This window comes from Polaribacter staleyi, from assembly GCF_038024045.1.
Lineage (GTDB): Bacteria > Bacteroidota > Bacteroidia > Flavobacteriales > Flavobacteriaceae > Polaribacter > Polaribacter butkevichii.
Genome location: NZ_CP150665.1, coordinates 1,470,315 through 1,487,792, shown reverse-complemented (window position 1 = coordinate 1,487,792; position 17,478 = coordinate 1,470,315). Strand labels below are relative to the sequence as shown.

23 protein-coding genes and 1 other RNA gene are annotated in these 17,478 nt (G+C 28.9%); 6 read left to right on the top strand and 18 right to left on the bottom strand.

Going from position 1 to position 17,478, the window contains the following annotated elements:
- Positions 1-101 precede the first annotated feature (101 nt).
- From WHD07_RS06585 to ssrA, 9 genes are all read right to left on the bottom strand, one after another.
- Complete coding sequence (locus tag WHD07_RS06585; protein ID WP_343330515.1) at positions 102-332, bottom strand: hypothetical protein; 231 nt, start codon at positions 330-332, stop codon at positions 102-104.
- A gap of 50 nt (positions 333-382) precedes the next feature.
- Complete coding sequence (locus WHD07_RS06580) at positions 383-973, bottom strand: ParA family protein (protein WP_343330514.1); 591 nt, start codon at positions 971-973, stop codon at positions 383-385.
- Positions 927-1,847, bottom strand: a complete 921-nt coding sequence (locus tag WHD07_RS06575) for a DUF5712 family protein (protein WP_343330513.1) — start codon at positions 1,845-1,847, stop codon at positions 927-929. Before WHD07_RS06575 ends, WHD07_RS06580 begins: the two co-directional genes overlap by 47 nt.
- On the bottom strand, positions 1,847-2,353 hold the full coding sequence (locus WHD07_RS06570) for a BfmA/BtgA family mobilization protein (RefSeq protein WP_343330512.1): 507 nt from the start codon (positions 2,351-2,353) through the stop codon (positions 1,847-1,849). The genes WHD07_RS06575 and WHD07_RS06570 overlap by 1 nt, the downstream gene beginning before the upstream one ends.
- A 211-nt stretch (positions 2,354-2,564) precedes the next feature.
- Positions 2,565-3,602, bottom strand: coding sequence for a DUF6371 domain-containing protein (locus tag WHD07_RS06565; protein ID WP_343330511.1), 1,038 nt, complete (start codon positions 3,600-3,602; stop codon positions 2,565-2,567).
- Positions 3,603-3,824: 222 nt separating this feature from the next.
- The gene (locus tag WHD07_RS06560; protein WP_343330510.1) at positions 3,825-5,177 is read right to left on the bottom strand and encodes a DUF3987 domain-containing protein; all 1,353 of its coding nucleotides are present in this window, start codon (positions 5,175-5,177) and stop codon (positions 3,825-3,827) included.
- Between the two features lie 92 nt (positions 5,178-5,269).
- Positions 5,270-5,575 (bottom strand): hypothetical protein, encoded by a 306-nt coding sequence (locus WHD07_RS06555; protein WP_343330509.1) that lies wholly within the window; start codon positions 5,573-5,575, stop codon positions 5,270-5,272.
- Positions 5,576-5,653: 78 nt separating this feature from the next.
- Positions 5,654-6,892, bottom strand: a complete 1,239-nt coding sequence (locus tag WHD07_RS06550) for a hypothetical protein (protein ID WP_343330508.1) — start codon at positions 6,890-6,892, stop codon at positions 5,654-5,656.
- 143 nt (positions 6,893-7,035) lie between these two features.
- Positions 7,036-7,429, bottom strand: a transfer-messenger RNA (tmRNA) gene (gene ssrA, locus WHD07_RS06545).
- Between the two features lie 219 nt (positions 7,430-7,648).
- Here ssrA and WHD07_RS06540 point away from each other — a divergent pair.
- Positions 7,649-8,854 carry an NAD(P)-dependent oxidoreductase gene (locus tag WHD07_RS06540; protein ID WP_343330507.1) on the top strand — a complete coding sequence of 402 codons (1,206 nt, stop codon included), beginning with the start codon at positions 7,649-7,651 and terminating at the stop codon, positions 8,852-8,854.
- Positions 8,854-9,075: a DUF3820 family protein gene (locus tag WHD07_RS06535; protein ID WP_068451402.1), complete on the top strand. Its 222-nt coding sequence runs from the start codon at positions 8,854-8,856 to the stop codon at positions 9,073-9,075. The genes WHD07_RS06540 and WHD07_RS06535 overlap by 1 nt, the downstream gene beginning before the upstream one ends.
- Here WHD07_RS06535 and WHD07_RS06530 read toward each other — a convergent pair.
- From WHD07_RS06530 to WHD07_RS06505, 6 genes are all read right to left on the bottom strand, one after another.
- Entirely contained in the window at positions 9,059-9,442 is a 384-nt protein-coding gene (locus WHD07_RS06530; protein ID WP_343330506.1) for a DUF2809 domain-containing protein, read from the bottom strand. The genes WHD07_RS06535 and WHD07_RS06530 overlap by 17 nt on opposite strands.
- Positions 9,443-9,513: 71 nt before the next feature.
- Positions 9,514-10,902, bottom strand: coding sequence for a cell envelope integrity protein CreD (creD, locus tag WHD07_RS06525; RefSeq protein WP_343330505.1), 1,389 nt, complete (start codon positions 10,900-10,902; stop codon positions 9,514-9,516).
- Positions 10,903-10,930: 28 nt separating this feature from the next.
- Positions 10,931-11,200, bottom strand: coding sequence for a hypothetical protein (locus tag WHD07_RS06520; RefSeq protein ID WP_343330504.1), 270 nt, complete (start codon positions 11,198-11,200; stop codon positions 10,931-10,933).
- Positions 11,201-11,371: 171 nt separating this feature from the next.
- On the bottom strand, positions 11,372-11,668 hold the full coding sequence (locus tag WHD07_RS06515) for a winged helix-turn-helix domain-containing protein (protein ID WP_082864288.1): 297 nt from the start codon (positions 11,666-11,668) through the stop codon (positions 11,372-11,374).
- A 26-nt stretch (positions 11,669-11,694) separates the two neighbouring features.
- Positions 11,695-12,303 carry a hypothetical protein gene (locus WHD07_RS06510; protein WP_343330503.1) on the bottom strand — a complete coding sequence of 203 codons (609 nt, stop codon included), beginning with the start codon at positions 12,301-12,303 and terminating at the stop codon, positions 11,695-11,697.
- 104 nt (positions 12,304-12,407) lie between these two features.
- Positions 12,408-12,956 (bottom strand): hypothetical protein, encoded by a 549-nt coding sequence (locus WHD07_RS06505; protein WP_343330502.1) that lies wholly within the window; start codon positions 12,954-12,956, stop codon positions 12,408-12,410.
- Positions 12,957-13,004: 48 nt separating this feature from the next.
- On the opposite strand from WHD07_RS06505, the gene WHD07_RS06500 reads away from it, so the two are divergent.
- Positions 13,005-13,373, top strand: a complete 369-nt coding sequence (locus tag WHD07_RS06500; protein ID WP_343330501.1) for a DUF5655 domain-containing protein — start codon at positions 13,005-13,007, stop codon at positions 13,371-13,373.
- A 203-nt stretch (positions 13,374-13,576) separates the two neighbouring features.
- Here WHD07_RS06500 and kdsA read toward each other — a convergent pair whose 3' ends face one another.
- The gene (gene kdsA, locus WHD07_RS06495) at positions 13,577-14,395 is read right to left on the bottom strand and encodes a 3-deoxy-8-phosphooctulonate synthase (RefSeq protein ID WP_343330500.1); all 819 of its coding nucleotides are present in this window, start codon (positions 14,393-14,395) and stop codon (positions 13,577-13,579) included.
- Between the two features lie 67 nt (positions 14,396-14,462).
- On the opposite strand from kdsA, the gene WHD07_RS06490 reads away from it, so the two are divergent.
- From WHD07_RS06490 to WHD07_RS06480, 3 genes are read left to right on the top strand one after another with little or no spacing between them, the layout of a single operon-like run.
- Positions 14,463-15,452, top strand: coding sequence for a M28 family peptidase (locus WHD07_RS06490; RefSeq protein WP_343330499.1), 990 nt, complete (start codon positions 14,463-14,465; stop codon positions 15,450-15,452).
- 9 nt (positions 15,453-15,461) lie between these two features.
- A complete protein-coding gene (locus WHD07_RS06485; RefSeq protein ID WP_343330498.1) occupies positions 15,462-15,989 on the top strand; it encodes a DUF4136 domain-containing protein in 528 nt (175 codons plus the stop codon).
- Complete coding sequence (locus WHD07_RS06480; protein WP_343330497.1) at positions 15,989-16,345, top strand: TfoX/Sxy family protein; 357 nt, start codon at positions 15,989-15,991, stop codon at positions 16,343-16,345. Before WHD07_RS06485 ends, WHD07_RS06480 begins: the two co-directional genes overlap by 1 nt.
- 32 nt (positions 16,346-16,377) lie before the next feature.
- Here WHD07_RS06480 and WHD07_RS06475 read toward each other — a convergent pair whose 3' ends face one another.
- Positions 16,378-16,860 (bottom strand): hypothetical protein, encoded by a 483-nt coding sequence (locus WHD07_RS06475; protein WP_343330496.1) that lies wholly within the window; start codon positions 16,858-16,860, stop codon positions 16,378-16,380.
- 156 nt (positions 16,861-17,016) lie between these two features.
- Positions 17,017-17,463, bottom strand: coding sequence for a hypothetical protein (locus WHD07_RS06470; protein WP_343330495.1), 447 nt, complete (start codon positions 17,461-17,463; stop codon positions 17,017-17,019).
- Positions 17,464-17,478 lie beyond the last annotated feature (15 nt).

The following is a 17,478-nucleotide window of genomic DNA, read 5'->3' as shown; positions in this document are numbered from 1 at the left end:
AAAGCAAACGCTTTAAATGTGTATTTTATAGTTGTATTTTTTTTTATAATCGTATTTCTTTAAAATTTAAGTAAACTTTTTAAAAAGCAGATTATTTATATTTAAAATGATTTTAGAGAGTTTTTAATAGCATTGTTCACAAGTTGTTTCATACTAGTATCTTCTTGCACAGCTTTTAGCTTTAATTTTTTTAAAAGTGATTTCTCAATATAAAACGAAAACTGAATTTCTTCTATTTCTTTTATTGCTATTGGAACAATTTTTTGAATTGTTTTATTCTGATTACTAGATTTCGCTTTATTAATAAGTTCGTTGATGTTCTGTTTTTCCATAATGATAGATTTGTGTTTTTATAGATTTATAGAGATGTAGAAATCTATATTTATATCAATTTTGTTAATATTTCTTTAGTGAGATTGTCTAATTGTTTTTGAGCATTTTTATCATTTTTAACTCCTTTAACTAAAACAGATCTGGTAAAAGCAACTAGGTCACTTATATGCGTATTTGCTATTTTTACATTGTATTCTTCCAAACCAATTAAGATATCTATGGTTAAAGTGGTGTTGGCTTTTATCATATTAAACACAACCAATGTATCTGCTGTTTTATTTGCATCTTCTATAAGTTCTAAAGTTCCTTTTATAGCTAATAGATCTAAGATTCCTGCTTTAGTAGGTATAATTACTAAATCTGTTATTTCAATCAATTTTGGTAAGTGATTGGATAGGTAAGGAGGTGTGTCTATAAAGATAAAATCATAATCTAGCTTTGGAATATCATCTATTTCATCCTTAAAAGGAATAATCTCAAAATCTGTAACTAATTCTTTTAATTGAGATAAACTTCCTTGTAAATCAAAGTCTAAAACTGCCACTTTAGCATTTTTAGAAATATTTTGAGCAAGGTTAAAGGTAAGTGTACTTTTACCAACTCCTCCCTTTTGATGTGTTACGAGTATTATTTTTGACATAATTTTGAGTATTTTCGATTGCTTGTTCTTTAGTTTCTATTTCTTTTAAAAGTGCTTCTTTTTCTTTAGGAGAACCATTTTTTAAAATATATTGATTGATAAATTTCTCTCGTTCTTTTCGTTTGTATTGAAAAAAATCATCAAAACTTTTTTCATTCATATTAATCCATTTCATTCTATCAAAACCAACATGATACGTGTTTCCTCCAATAGTTCTTGTTGTAGAACGCTCTTTGGTTGTAGGTGTTAATTTTAATCGTTGAGTTTTGTCTTTTCTACTGACAATTAAATGCACGTGAGAGTTAATTCCTGGTTTTAAATCTCCTGTTTTATAAATACCTTTTAGAACTTCATCATCTGTTCCTTTAAATTTTCTGAAATGTTCGATTTTTGCGAAATAAACCAAATCATCACCAGATTTTAGTCCTTTGTTTTCTCGGTTAAAATTCTTTGCATAATTGTTCATTATTAATTTTGTGTATTCTTTAATTTTATCATTGAACAATTCATATTCTCTAGCATTGAGTTTCCAGACATTTTCAACTTCTTTTTTATCTGTAACCGATTGTATAATATGTTTTAATTCTTGTTGACTAAAGTTGATTGTTGGAGCAAAGTATTTAGCATCTTTTTTTCCTAATTTCTTAATATTCTTATCAATGCTAGAGATTACTTCATTGGTGCTAATGTTGTTTTTAGAATGAGAGAAAAAGAATTGTTTTCTGCTTTCAATTTCTCTTTTTTCATCAATTGAGTTCGTCTTTTGTAAAAGCTTATCTAAATCATTATTTTCTTTTTCTAGATACATTGCTAAATCAATGCAGCTAGAAGTATTTGTAGCGCCAAGTGTACTATGTGGTTTACTAATTGGCATTATTCAAAAAGAGATTTAAGGGTTCCTTTAATTCCAGATTTATTTTTTGCATCTATTAATTGAGCTATCTCGATAAAAGCTTCTTGTTGTTTGTATATTTTTCTTTCAACTTTATTTAATTCTTCTTTAAGTTTGCCGAGCTCTTTTGTAATGTCTTTTGTTCTATTACTATCAAAATCATTTATTTTTATTATAGCATCTTTTACCCATTTTGATAGATTTAAAAAATGTTCTTTTTGTTCTTTAGAATTTTGATAAACTTCATTTCTTAAAGGCTTTAAAATGTCACGTTCTTGTACTTTTAAAAACGATACAATTCTCTTATCTAAAACCTTAACCATTGCAGCAGGATTTTCATTTATAGCTTCTACGGGATTGATACCTGTTTTCTTAAAATAAAGAATCATAGATTCAATTAAATCACCATATTGTGACCCAAAAGTTTTAGAAATCTTCACCAATTCTTTATGATGAAATTCTTTAATTAAGATGCTTTTTTTCTTCATATTTATATTTTTTGTAACTGATAATCAGTGTGTTGGTTGTTTTTTTATAATTCTATTATAAAATGTTATATTCTTTGTTGTTGACCTAAAGTCAATAAAATCAGTGTTTTAAACCCCGTAGGGCAAGTTGATAATAGGGGCGAAGTGCAACAAAGCTCCTGTTCAACTTGCTTCTTTATAAGAACACATGTTAGCACGTTTCGCTCTGTATTTAAAATGTAATCGGTTTACCATTTAGATTCGTTAAGTCAAAAACCTCAATCAAAGTTTTAATTTTTTTGTTTTTCATGTACATTTTTAGAATTTTTTGATTTGAATTTGAAATGATTTTAGTTGGCTTTTTAGTAAGATTTTTCAAAAAATAATCAGCTATATCAAATCCTTTTTCACGCTCAATTTTAGTTCCTTTTTTTTCTAGTAAATCCGAGGTTTTTATATCATATCCATTTGATCTAAGAACTTCTGAAATAGTTTTCCATTTTGTAAAAGGAGATCCATTTTTACCTTCAATTCCTAAATCTGGATAGAGTATAATTGTCCTGTTTTTTAATACTTCAATTTTTTTATAATTTAAGCCTTGAAGTGAACCCGTAGCTAACCATAAATATTTTTCAAACATTATATTCATAATACAAGCTGTTTTTTCAGACTCTACAATTGCTATGGGTTTATCATATTTTGATAACAGATGCTCACCAAAAAAACATTGAGAAAGATTAAACGAGCTGATTTCTCCTTTTTTGATTTTTAAAGAATGTTTCCAATTGATGTATTTGGTTCTCTTTCCATTTTTATCATATAGAATAACTTTTCCTGCTCTAATTTTCTGATGAAAATCTATTTGCCAGAATATGGTTCCATTATACCAAGAATTAGAAGTTCCAATTTTATACTCATTTAATAAATTTGTAACCTTGTCTGAGTCAAATTTTGAATACAAGAATTGAGTAAAATTATTTTTATCATAATTATTTAATGAATTATTAAGTTCGCTCTCTGTATGGTAATTTGTCTCTTTTAATTTCTCTTTTACATTGTAATTAGTGTATGGGGTAAATGGTTTGTTTTCATTGTTAAAATATGTTTTTGGTGTTAAGTGATAGCCGCAATTAACTTCTCTATCACATCTGCCAACATCTGGAGATAAATAATCACCAGTTTCATTATCAACATAAAGAACAAATCTGTTCTTTTTGCATTGAGGACATTTATGTTTTACTGTTTTTTTATGTAGTGAATATTTATACATAGTGTATGGTTTTACTTCATTTTCTGCACTTTCAATCTATAGTTGACTTTTAGGACTTTTTTGACTGCATTTTCGGTGCATTTTACTTCATTTTGATTGCACTTTAGATTTTTGATTGTGCACAAAGTGCACAGCCATTGCACTAATTTTGCACTAATTTTAAGGTTTAGTATGTTGATTAACAATGCTTAAGGTGTTAAAGTGAAGAAAGTGCAGTTTTTTCTATAGATTTAACTTTTCATATTTCCCGTGAGCTATTTTTTTAAAGAGTTTTCTGTCTGCTAGATAAGTTTTAAACTGCCTTTGACTAATTCTAGGTTTATCATTTATTTTTTTACAAGCAATTTTTAAACCTTCTGCTGTTGTAAAAGTATCTGGTAAATCTTTAAGAATAGTTTTCTGCAAAACAGTTAATGTTTCTAAGTAGGCTTTTTTAATAGTCTCTTGTCTAACTTTTATGGCGTTACTATAGAAATAGTGGAAAAGTTTAATAGCTCCCTTAATTGCAAACATTTCTATCTTGTTTATAGGGCTTTCGTTGGCTGTATCATGAATTGACTGTAAAATCAATGCAAATCGAATTACATATTGTTGAAGTTTAATTTCGATACTTCTTTCATATTCAAATAGATAGTCCTCTGGTCTATTATTCTGCCAGTCAAATAAGTACTTTTTAGCGCTTTCTTCAATTGGAATTAAATGAGGCTCTTCTTGTTGTATTGATGTTTCAATTAGATTTGAGATAATAGAAAAATAATTTTCAAGTATTCTCTCATCAACTTTATTAAGGTTCCATTTTAGCGTTTTTTGAGTATCTGGATAAACAAAAAGTAAGCGATCCATAAAACCGTTAGAACTTCTTCCGTCTTTGGCAAATGATTTTAGTACTGATATTTGAGTACTTCCAATAACTCCAATAAAAGGGTCTTCTATTCTTAAACTTTTTCCAGAAGCTCTGTCTATTGAAATTGTAGTTCCACTCCATAAACTTAAATAAGTTTCTGCTTCTCCAGAGCTGTTATAGCGATTGAAGTTCTTAATCCATCCATTTAGCTCATCTACATAAATATAAAGTCCACGCTTATTGTTTGAGTGATGTAGGATTAATGCTTCAGGAGTGAAATCGCTTATTAAGTATTTACTTAATAAAGGTTTATTTAATTTAGTTTTAACATCTGTCTTTAATTCATCTTCATATTCAATTAGTAATTTTGAATATTCAGAAAACAATAAATTTTCTTTAATATGAATTGGTTTAAAGCAAAAGTTTAAGGCATGAGATTTTGAATCTCCAGGTCTACCCACAATTACTATAAACAGATTTGCTTTTTCATTCCAACCATTTTTTACTTCAACTTTTAAAGAATTTCCAATTGCTGAAGAGATTGCTGCTAAAATCGCAGCACCTAAATAGTCTAAAGGGAATTTAAATTTATTGTAAGCTTCATATGCAACTTCTTGAATTACTTTTGGATAAACGCTAATAGGAAAAGGATTGCTGTATTTGTTTGTTAATTGAAAAAAATCATTTTCTAAATCAATGCTATCTAACGAGAATATTTTTGGTTCTCCCATTTTTGAGAATAAATTTTATAACGTACCTTTGATTGCACGTTAGTTTATAATGTGTTTTGTAGAAAATATTTAAAAATCTTAGAGCGGTCACTCTAAGATTTTCTTTTGTATTTGAAGTTTTTTAATGTTCCGTCTTCATTGAAAATTTGGAAGTGGTGTATTAGTAGTTTTTTTGGTCCAAATCCCTCAACCTCTATCCAGCCTTTATCAATATAATTATCGATTGTTTGGATTGATGATTTTGTTAAAATTGAAACTTCTTTTCTTGTGTAGTATTTTGTTGAAAGACTTTCTTTAGGAGCATTTTTGATTTGTAAGACAATCTTTTTAAGGGATGCTAATTCATTTAAAACATCCTCATAAGGATGACTTCTGTGATTTTGATAAGATGTATTCATTGCTATTATTTTAGTGTTAATAGCAACAAAATTAGATTTTTGACTATATGATTAACTCGGAAGAGTCGGGATGTCGAGTTATTTTTTTATATAAAGGTTTAATTGACTATATAATTCTTCGTTCTCTACATCTGTTAGATGTTTTCTTAATTTATATTCCTTCCAGTTTCCTTTATTCATAATTGTTATATCATCTTTTTTTATATCTGTTAGGTTCCCAAAATATTTATTAAAAAGTGAGTAAATTATTTCGTTTGTATTTTTAGTGTTAAAATTATATTTGTTTTGAAAAAATAAGAGTAGTATTTGGTATGTTTGAAGGGCAGTTAGTTTATCCTTTTTATATGATAGAACTTTTTGTTTGCTGTCATAGTTTGGGAATTTATTAAGATCTGAAATTAAAATATTAAACTCTGATTCAATTCTATTTATATTTTCACGTCTTTTAAGAGTATCTCTTTCTTTTGGTTTTGCCTTATCTTTTATTTTAGATATTTCATTATTAGTCTCTTTAAAATTTTTATTAGAGTCAGCTTTATTTTGATTTATTTTTTCTTTGACCTCATTAAGCCCTTTGTTAAAATCAGATTTATTTTTTTTAGTTTCTTTTGTAACCTCTATTATGTTTTGACTAGTCTTTATGACTGTTTTTTTCAAATTTATGATTTCTTGATTAGAATTATCTATTTTACTATTTATATTAATTGTTTTACGTTCTAATTTGTTGCTTGTCAATTTTAAACTTTCTAGTTTTTTTTCAAGTAGATTATTTTTAGATGAGTTATTATTTAATTTACCAATTGTGTCTGTTGATGTTTTTTCTAGCTCAATTTGTTTAATCTTAAATTGATTTAATTTCTCATTTGTTTTTCTGTTATCATGATCGACTTTGTTGATTGTATTAGTAGAAATGTCTTTTAGTTTATTATCTGTCAATTTTAAATTTTCTAAATCTGCTTTAATTTCCTTATCAGGATAAACAAATTTACTGAGTGAATTATTCTCTTTTAATTTGGTTATTTTCTTAGCATTAAACCAAAAAGAGAATATCATAAGAAGATTAATAATAATTAGACTAGTGTAATTAAAATAATCATCATGATGATTTAATTTTATTAATTGGTTAATTAAGAAAATTGGAGATATTAATAATATACAAGAAATTAAAAGTTTTAATCTATCAATTTTAGGATTCCATTCGGTTTCACCACTCCATAGTGAAGGAATTAGTTTTATAACGTATCTTTTATAAATAAAAACTATATGTAATAGAGTAACGAATAGACCAAGAAGTAGAAGTGTAATATATCCAGTCATAATTTTATAGTCAATTAGTATTAATAAGATTAAAAATACTAAATTTGAAGTGAACAACAAAAGATTGATGACGATAGCAATTATCAACGTTATTATCAACGCAAATAAAAAACCCTTACAAACACTGGGTTTATAAGGGTATTCTGTGGAGACGCCGAGAATCGAACTCGGGTCCAAACGAGCAGCCAAAAAGCTTTCTACATACTTAGTTCTTTCTTAATTTTCGACTAAAAGTTGATTAAGAACAATCTGCCTTTAGCTTATCTTCTTTAGTTTCAAAAATTTGCCGAAGCTTCAAATTTTCTATATTTACTTTTACGATGCCCAAAAGTGAATCGCCGTAAATCAAGGCTATTCGTGGACATAAAGCTTGCACACCTAGTGTGCCGAGGCCAATCCTACTGTGATTCGGATTAAGCAGCTAAAGCGTAGTTATCTTCGCCGTTTAAAAAGTTGAAATTAGGTTTTACGAGTGTTATTTCATAACTCGGTATGCTTACAAATTCACTGTCCTCGCTGTCAAAACCAGTCGTCCCCGTTTTAATAGTTTGGGCGTTACCACACAAAAAAGTGTGGTCAGGCTTTCCGTTATATCTTTTTAATGAAAAATTAAAAAGGATGTCACTTCAATCCTTAACGCGGTCTGCAAAAGTATAAAAAATACAGTTGCTTATCACCATAAATTCTAATATCTTCGAGCAAATATTATACCAATCCTACAGAACTTGTTTCAAGGTCTCTAAAAACACTAAAATTATGAAGTTTGGCATTATCAAAGAACGCAAAAACCCACCAGATAGAAGAGTTGTTTTTTCACCAGAAAAGCTACAAGAATTTAAGAAAAACTATCCGGAAGCGGTTATTAAAGTAGAATCTTCAAATATTAGAGTGTTTTCTAACGAAGCTTATAAAGCTGCAGGATTAGAGGTAACTGAAAATGTGTCAGACTGCGATGTTTTATTTGGTGTCAAAGAAGTGCCAATTGAAGCTTTAATCAACAATAAAAAATATTTTTTCTTTAGTCATACAATTAAAAAACAACCTTATAACAGAAAATTGTTATTAGCTATTCTAGAAAAAAATATAGAATTATACGATCATGAAACGATTGTAGGTGAAAACGGAATGCGTTTAATTGGTTTTGGGCGTTATGCAGGTATAGTAGGTGCTTACAATGGTTTTAGAGCAATTGGTTTAACAAACGAAACCTTTAATTTACCAAAAGCAGAAACTTTAGAGAGTCAACAAGAACTAATTTCTGAATTAAAGAAAATAAAATTACCAAACATCAAAATTCTTTTAACCGGAAACGGAAAAGTAGCTTACGGAGCAAAAGAAATGTTAGATGCAATGTCTATTAAAGAAGTTTCTGTAGATGAATATTTAAAAAACTCGTTTAACGAGCCTGTTTATTGTTTGGTAGATGTGTTAGATTATAACAAGCGTATAGACGGACAAATACTAGATAATTTTGATTTTTATGATCATCCAGAAAAGTATGAATCTGATTTTATGCGTTTTGCTAAAGTAACAGATTTTTTCATCGCTGGTCATTTTTACGGCAACGGAGCACCTTATTTGTTTACAAGAGAAGATGCAAAAGCCAAAGACTTTCATATAAAATTTGTGGCAGATATTTCTTGTGATGTAGATGGGCCGGTAGCATCTACCATAAAAGCATCAACCATTGCAGACCCTATTTATGGTTACAATCCACAAACAGAATCTGAAGTTAATTTTAAAGCCAAAGATGCTATTGTTGTAATGGCAGTAGACAATTTACCTTGTGAATTGCCAAAAGATGCCAGTGAAGGTTTTGGAGAAATGTTTTTACAAAATGTAATTCCTGCTTTTTTTAATAATGACAAAGAGGGCGTTTTACAACGAGCAAAAATGACGGAAAACGGAAAATTGACCCCACGTTTTTCTTATTTACAAGATTATATTGAAGGAAAAGAATAATGACTGAAGACAGACAATTTTTGATAGATTTAGCAAACATGAAAATGCCATTTGGTAAATACAAAGGCAAATACCTTATAGATTTACCAGAACATTACATTGTTTGGTATAAAAACAAAGGTTTTCCTAACGGAAAATTAGGGAAACAAATGGAGTTAGTCTATGAGCTTCAATTAAATGGATTAGAAGATATTATAAGAAAAATTAGACGTCAGTTTTAGTTTTTATTAGATGTTTTTCTACTAAAATTATACTGATAATTCCTAAAGTATACGCAACCAAATCTCCAATACTAAAAGAGGTGCCTAATATTATTTTTAATGTTTTAGAATAGGCTATTGGAAAGTTGTTTTGTAAATCTGATAATTGAAGAAATTCAATACTAAAAGCGATTATAAAGGTTATTAAAATAGCTTTCTCTATCGATATTTTAACGATACTTTTTATCAAAGTATAGACCAACATAACGGCTAAATAATCACCAATTGTAAATCTTAGAAAACCAGTAGCAAATCTTTCTATCAGTACTTCTATTATCAACAGTAAAATAAATGCTGTAAAATATTTTAAATTAAATTGTATCATCATTTTTATTTTATAAAAGAGGCTATCTTAAAAGTTTTCTATTTTTTAGACAGCCTTTTTTAATATTTAAACTTCTAACTATTTTCCCAATCTATTTTTCTTGAAGCAAACATAACCGCTGCCAGAATTACAAATAAACCAATACTGCCTACTAATAATGCATAATTTTCTAACTGAATAATGACAAAAATAAAGGTGTATAATGCCGTTAATGAAATTCCAATAAAAATTGGAAACTTGATGTTTTTCAAGATTGATTTAGAGTATAAAGTGATTAAAGAAACCACGGAAGCTCCTGCAATTAAATATGCTTTTAGGTAACTACTATGTTCCGAAATAGATATTAATAAGGTGTAAAACATGGTTAATGCAATACCAATCATTAAATATTGAAACGGATGGATGTTTATTTTACTCATAGATTGTATCAAAAAGAAAATTAAGAACGTAAGTCCAATTACTAAAAACCCATATTTGGCAGAGCGTTCACTTTTTTGATATTCATCTACAGGAATTAAAAAATTAACTCCAAAAGCATAATTTTTTAAATTAGGAATTCCGTTAAAATATTGCTGAGAAAAAGGTCGGTTGATATCTAAAATTTTCCATTTTGCATTAAAACCTTCTTCTGTAATTTTATCTGAATTATGTGGTAAGTATTCTCCAATAAAATTCGCTGTTTTCCAATCAGAATTGATGCTAACATCGGTTTCTTGTCCTATGGGTATAAAACGAATTTGTTTGCTTCCTTTCATTTTTATGGTCATAGAAAATGAAGTTTCTTTTCCGTTTGGGACATCTAATAGTCGTAAATTATTACTTTCTAATTCGTTTAAATCTACATAATTGGTGTTGTACGTTTTATGAGCATCTATGTTTTTAAAGTTCTTAGAAGTTAGTTGGTATTTGTTTTTATTAAAGTTGATTTCAAACAAACTAGCAGCTCCTTTTAAATTTGAAGACTGTACAATGACTCTTGTTTTATCCCAAAGAATATCTTCGTCGTTAATTTCTATTTCAGAAAAATTGGGTTTAGAGAAGTTTCCATTTAGTTCAATACTGCTTTTGTAAACGGCAGTTTTATAGATTCCTCTGGTTTTTTCTTCTGGGTTTATGGTTGAATTTATTGTCAATTTTTTAGGAAAAAAGTATGCATATTTTATGCTGGTAATGGTTTCTTTTTGCACCTCTTTGGTTGTAGGGTTTGTTATTGTTTTTTCTGAATATCTTTTATAAGGTACTTTTAAAATTGGCCCATAAATGAGTACTTCTTCCCCCCACTTTTGATTGATTTCATTAACAACTTCTTGTTGGCGTATCATTCTTTCGTAAATTAAACTTTTAATATAGGAGAGTGGAATCATTAAAACCACAATTAAAACTCCTACCATTAACATTCTTGCAGTAATTGATGTTTTTGCCCATTTACCAAATTTTCCTTGATCTTGCTTGTTCGTTTCCATAGTTATTGAATATTTATAATTTGTTGTTTTATTTATTAATTTTTATTCCTATTACATAAACAATAGCTGCTATTATGCTAGAAAATATAAGTCCAGTTATAAACGAGAAATTTCTGCCAGTATCTGAAATGACATTTTTCATGGCAATATGAAATTCTGGGGTTATTTCTGCATTGTTAAAAGTTCCATTCTTATCTAAATCAAATTGTTGTAAAATTAAATTTGAGGAGTAGTGAGCGTAAGTTGCGCTACCAACGATAAATAAATAGCTAAAAAAAATGCAGTTATGCTTATCCAAAACCATTTATTTTCATTGTTTTTAAAGATGGTTTTCCTTTTAGATATTAGTATCCCTAAGATAATTATGGAAATTACTGTAGGAATAATTAAATGGTATGGTACATTTATTTCTTTCATAAGTCGCATTTAAAGTACTTTGAAATTCAAAGTAGGTGTGTAAAAAAATAGTTTATTTATTTTTAATTAATTTTTCGAGTGCTTCAATGTGTTTTTTAAACTCCATTTTACCTAATTCGGTTGCTAAATATTTTGTGTTTGGTTTTCTGCCAATAAACTGTTTTTCTACTTTTATAAAATCTACTTTTTCTAATGCTTTTGTATGACTTGCTAAGTTGCCATCGGTTGCGCCTAATAATTCTTTTAAGGTATTAAAATCTGCATATTCATTTACCATCAAAACAGACATAATACCAAGTCGTATTCGATGATCAAATGCTTTGTTTATATTTAGAATTATATTTTTCAACTTAGGTCTATTTATTATTAAACAGGTTATTTTCTATCGTATTTAAAATACATAACAGCACCATATAAAATGTGCATTATACCAAAACCAAGCACCCAAAACCAAAAACCATAACCAGGAAAAATAGCAGATAACAAGCCTAAAACAATCTGAGTAAGGCCTAAATATTTTACATCGCCTAAAGTATATTTAGAGGCATTAAACAATGCCAAACCATAAAATAATAACATAAGGCCACCTGTTTGTCCGTAACGTTGTTGGTTTAAAATGATGATGATATAAATAGCACCTGCTACTAAAGGAATCATAAAGTTTAATAATAATCTTCTCGTTAAAGGATCCCAAATCTTTTCATTATTTCTTTTTGCTTTTCTAGTGGTTAAAAAAATAGCAGTTGCTACACTAAGTGCTCCCACCAAAAGTAAATCTATAATTGCCAAACGAAAAATGTCTCCGTCTAAAGTAAGAATACCATTTCCTTTTTGTGTTACCAACCAATAGGCAAACCCAGCACCAATTAAAGCGTAAATTCCTGCTAAAATACCAGACAGACCACTCAATGAAATAAATTTTGATGATTTACTCATTAAGTTTTTAATTTCTGATATGTCTTTTAAATAATCTTCTTGACTCATTTCTTAAAGAACTTTGAATTACAAAGTAAATGTAAATTTTTGAATTGTACAAAAAAATTTAAAAATTAATTTTGATGGATTATGGAAAGGTTTTAAATAAGAAATTACTCTTTAATAACAACTCCGTAAGTAGCTTGTGCAATGCCTAAAATAGAAAGAGAAGAAGCCCAATAAGAAGGGATTAAGAAACACATAACTGCCAAAAGAACACTTACTCCTGATAAAATTAATAGGTTTTTTCGTTCTTTATTTTTGAATACAAATAATAAAAGTCCGTATAAAGTTAAAAAAGTAGGAGCGAGGTAGTTGATAAAACCTAGATTAAATAATAGAAGTAAAGCAGCAAAGATTATAATAATTAATAGAAAATATTTTTTGGTTGCCGCTTTTGTTTTAGCATTAAAAAGTGGAGTTTCTATTTTTTTTGCATGTCTTTTTCCTGTAATAAATAACGTTGCAGTAGCAATTAGAAAAACAAAAAAAGCAATGGCAATAATTAATATTTCTGGAGATAAATTACTGACAGAACTTTTATCTGCTAAAAAATTGTTTAAGATAATTTCTATGAGGTAACCTGCAGCAAAAATTGCGATACCAATTATAATACTTGCAATTCCTTTTAAAGAGAAATTAATTTTAAAATTATCGGTCATATAACTTTTATTTAGCTGTAATTTTTTAACTTCCGCGAATATACAAAAATGAAACCAGCAGAAACCTATATTCTAGATCAACCAGAACCATTCAGGTCGATTTTAATGCAATTGCAAATTTTAATTGAAACCAATTTTGCTGAGGTTGATTTACAGTTTAAATGGAAAATTCCTTTTTATTATTTACACAACAAACCACTTTGTTATTTAAATCCGTCTAAAAAGAAAGGATATGTAGATGTTGGGTTTTATACCAATAGCGAATTGCAAAAATTTAATGAATTTGTAATTTCTGATAAAAGAAAAGTAGTGAAATCGTTACGGTATACAAAGGTAAGTGATATTGATGCAGAGGTGCTAATTTCTGTTTTAGAAGAAGCATATCAACAAACTACAAAAGGGTTTTTTGGGAAGTGATTTTTATAAGATTTTAATGTCTTTTTTAGTTTTATAAGATAAAAAAAATCCTACAAGATCTAAAGAAAGACCTAGTAGGATTTATGTAATTAATTCATCAAATAAGCGCGTTAAGGATTGAACGGCTTGTTTGAGCTCTTTTTTCTTTTTCAGAAAAAAAGCGAGTAGTGAAAGCCTGTTAAAACGCCCTAAAAATGTATGTTTTATAAACTATTAATCGTTTTTCTAATAGCAACTAAGTTGGTTAATAAACCTTCTAAATTGTCTAAATGCAACATATTTGCACCGTCAGATTTTGCATTTGCAGGATCGAAATGAGTTTCTATAAATAAACCATCTACGTTGTTTACAATTCCGGCTCTTGCAATGGTTTCAATCATATCTGGTCTACCACCTGTAACACCTGCAACCTGATTTGGCTGTTGTAAGGAATGTGTAACATCTAAAATTGTTGGTGCAAATTTGCGCATTTCTGGGATTCCCCTAAAGTCTACAATCATGTCTTGGTAGCCAAACATGGTTCCTCTATCTGTGATCCACGCTTTTTCTGAACCCGCATCTTTTACTTTTTGTACGGCGTGTTTCATGGCACCCGGACTCATAAATTGTCCTTTTTTTAAGTTGACAACCTTACCTGTTTTTGCTGCTGCAACCACTAAGTCTGTTTGGCGTACTAAAAATGCAGGGATCTGTAAAACATCTACATATTCTGCGGCTTTTATGGCATCTGAAACTTCGTGAATGTCTGTAACTGTTGGTACATTAAAAGTTTCTGAAACTTTACGTAAAATTTTTAAGGCTTTTTCATCTCCAATTCCTGTAAAACTATCAATTCTACTTCTGTTTGCTTTTTTAAAACTTCCTTTAAAAATATAAGGAATTTCTAATTTATCTGTAATTGTAATTACTTTTTCTGCAATTCTCATTGCCATTTCTTCACTTTCTATGGCACAAGGACCTGCAAGTAAAAAAAAGTTGTTAGACTTTGTGTGTTTTATGTTTGGTATAAGAGATAAATCCATTTTATAAATTTTCAACAAAAATACGAAATAAAATTAGCTATATTTATCCTTTTAAAAATCAATTTATATGAAGAAAATCAACCTAGTTTATATCCTTTTAGTAGCAACAATCTTTTCTTGTAAAGAGAGTGCAAAAGTTATTAAATCAGAAAAAATAGTAGCTAAAATAGATTCTGTTACTGTTAAAAAACACCTTTACACACTAGCTTCTGATGACATGGAAGGAAGAAAAACAGGAACTCCAGGAATTGAAAAAGCGGCTAAATACATAGAAAATGAGTTTAAAAGAATAGGGTTAACTACGTATGATACTTTACAAAACTACAGACAGACTTTTACGTTTACAGACAAACGATCTAAAAAAGAACTTACAACAAGTAATATTATTGGTGTGTTAGAAGGAAAGTCTAAGAAAAATGAAATTGTAGTTGTTTCTGCACATTATGATCATTTAGGAATTAAGCATAAAGAAGGGCAGTTAGATAGTATTTATAATGGTGCAAATGATGATGCTTCTGGTGTAACTGGTGTTTTAGCCTTGGCAGAATATTTTAAAGTGAAAGGGACTAATGAAAGAACGATTCTCTTTGTTGCTTTTACCGGAGAGGAAATGGGGTTAATTGGTTCTACTCATTTTGGTAAAGGAATTGATGCTACTAAATTTGTTGCTGGTATTAACTTAGAGATGATTGGTAAAACACCTAGTTTTGGACCAAATACAGCTTGGTTAACAGGTTTTGAAAGATCTGATTTTGGTAAAATAATTCAGAAAAACTTAGTGGGTTCAGGATATCAATTGTTTCCGGATCCGTATAAAAAGTTTAATTTATTTTTTAGATCAGACAATGCTTCTTTGGCAAGATTAGGGGTGCCTTCGCATACTTTTTCTACCACACCAATTGATGTTGATAAAGATTATCATCAGGCTTCTGATGAAGTAGAAACGTTAAATATCACCGTAATTACACAAACCATACAAGCGGTTGCAAAAGGAACAGAGAGTATTATTAATGGTAAGGATACACCAACGAGAGTTGTACTTAAAGAGGGTAAATAATGGTTGTTGATGAAAAATAGTAAATACTTGTTTTTGTTTTTATTGATGGCATGTTCATCATCTAAAGTAGTTACAGATTATGATGATAATACCAATTTTGCGCCATATAAAACCTATGCTTTTTTTGATGATATTGGAGTAGGTTTAAATCAATTTGATATAAATAGAGCTGCAGATGCTATCTTTTTAGCAATGGAAACACTAGGATTTAAAGAAGTTGAAAATCCTGATTTTTATATCAATTTTAAAGTAAAATTATCATCACCTAAAATAACCAATACAATTGCAATTGGTTTAGGAAGCGGAGGTAGAAATGGTGGTTTAAATGTAGCGGGAGGAATTCCGATTGGAGGAAAAAAAGTGGACGAAGCACTTACTTTAGAGTTTGTAGATGCTAAAACCAATGAGTTATTTTGGCAAGGTATTTTAATATCAACCATTAAAGAAAAAAGAAAACCCGCAGAAAGAGAGCTGTATTTTAAAAAAGTTATTCATAAAATATTGGAAGCTTATCCTCTAAAAAAAAATAACGAATAATGGCATATAGTGAGTATTTGGCTGATAGAATTTCTCAATTTTTGAATGAAAAAAGTGTTTCTTTTATGACCAAAAAGATGATGGGTGGTTTATTATTTATGGTAGACAATAAAATGTATGTTGCAGTAATTAAAGAAGAAATTATGGCACGTATTCATCCTGATATTTATGATGAATCTCTAGAAAAAGAAGGTTGTAATAAAATGAATTTTACAGGAAAACCTATGAAAGGATTCGTTTTTTTATCTGAAGAAGCAATAGATCTAGATGACGATTTAAATTATTGGTTGCAGTTGGCTTTAGATTTTAATCCGTTTGCAAAAGCGAGTAAAAAAAGAAAATCCTCTAAAAATTAATTTAGAGGATTTAGTATATATCACTTTTTTTTTTAGAATTGGTATCTAACACTCAGAGCAATATCATTATCAAAATCATTATAGGTATTTCCAAAACCAAATTCTGGTCTTAAATCTAAAGCTAGTAATATTGGTGCATCTGTAAAATTATATTCAATTCCAATATCTCCGGCTGCAAAAGCAAATGTTTCAGAAAAATCATCTTTGTTGTCTTTTCCGCTATAGTTTCCTAAACCACCACCAACACCTGCGTACCAGTTAAAACCACCTTCTATATTCCAAACCCATTGGTAAATACCTGTGGCTTTAAAACCATCGTAGTTTTTGTTGTTTCTTAAACCTAAATCAATTTCTAATCTGTTATTATCTCCTAAAGCTTTTTGGTAAGATACTTCTGCTCCAAATCCATCATTATCACCTAAACGCAAACCTATGGCGTTTTCAGAAATACTTTGTGCGTTAACCGTAAATGCTCCAGCAATTAAAAGACCAATAATTAAAAATGTTTTCTTCATAATTTTATATGTTTTTGATTATAGTTCAAATTTATGCTTATGATTCGGTCTTAATGAGCTTTATCCAATGAAATGTTAGTGCAAACGAATAATTTATCACATAAAAAAACCTTCTAATTGTTTAATTAGAAGGTTTTATAAAAAGGTTAAATAGGTTTAAAATTGATATCTTACAGACAAACCGACATTAGACGCTAATCCATTTAAACTACCTGTAAAACCAAGTTCTGGCCTATAGTCTAAAGAAATTAAAATAGGAACATCAAAGTTATATTCAATTCCAACTACACCAGCACCATAAATTCCTAATCCATCAGCAGAAACAAGACCACCACCAGCACCAGCGTACCAGTTAAGGCGTTCTTCTAAATTCCATATCCATTGGTATAAACCGGTTGCTTTAAAATCGTTAAATTCATTAGCTAAACCTAAATCGACTTCTAAACGATTGTTTTGTCCTAAGTCCTTTTGGTAAGATATTTCACCTCCAGTACCATTTCCACCACCAATACGCACACCAATTGCATGATCAGAAATATCTTGAGCATTCATAGATAAACTAGCTGTTAATGCAAACCCAAATACTAATAATAGTTTCTTCATTATCTTTTCTTTATT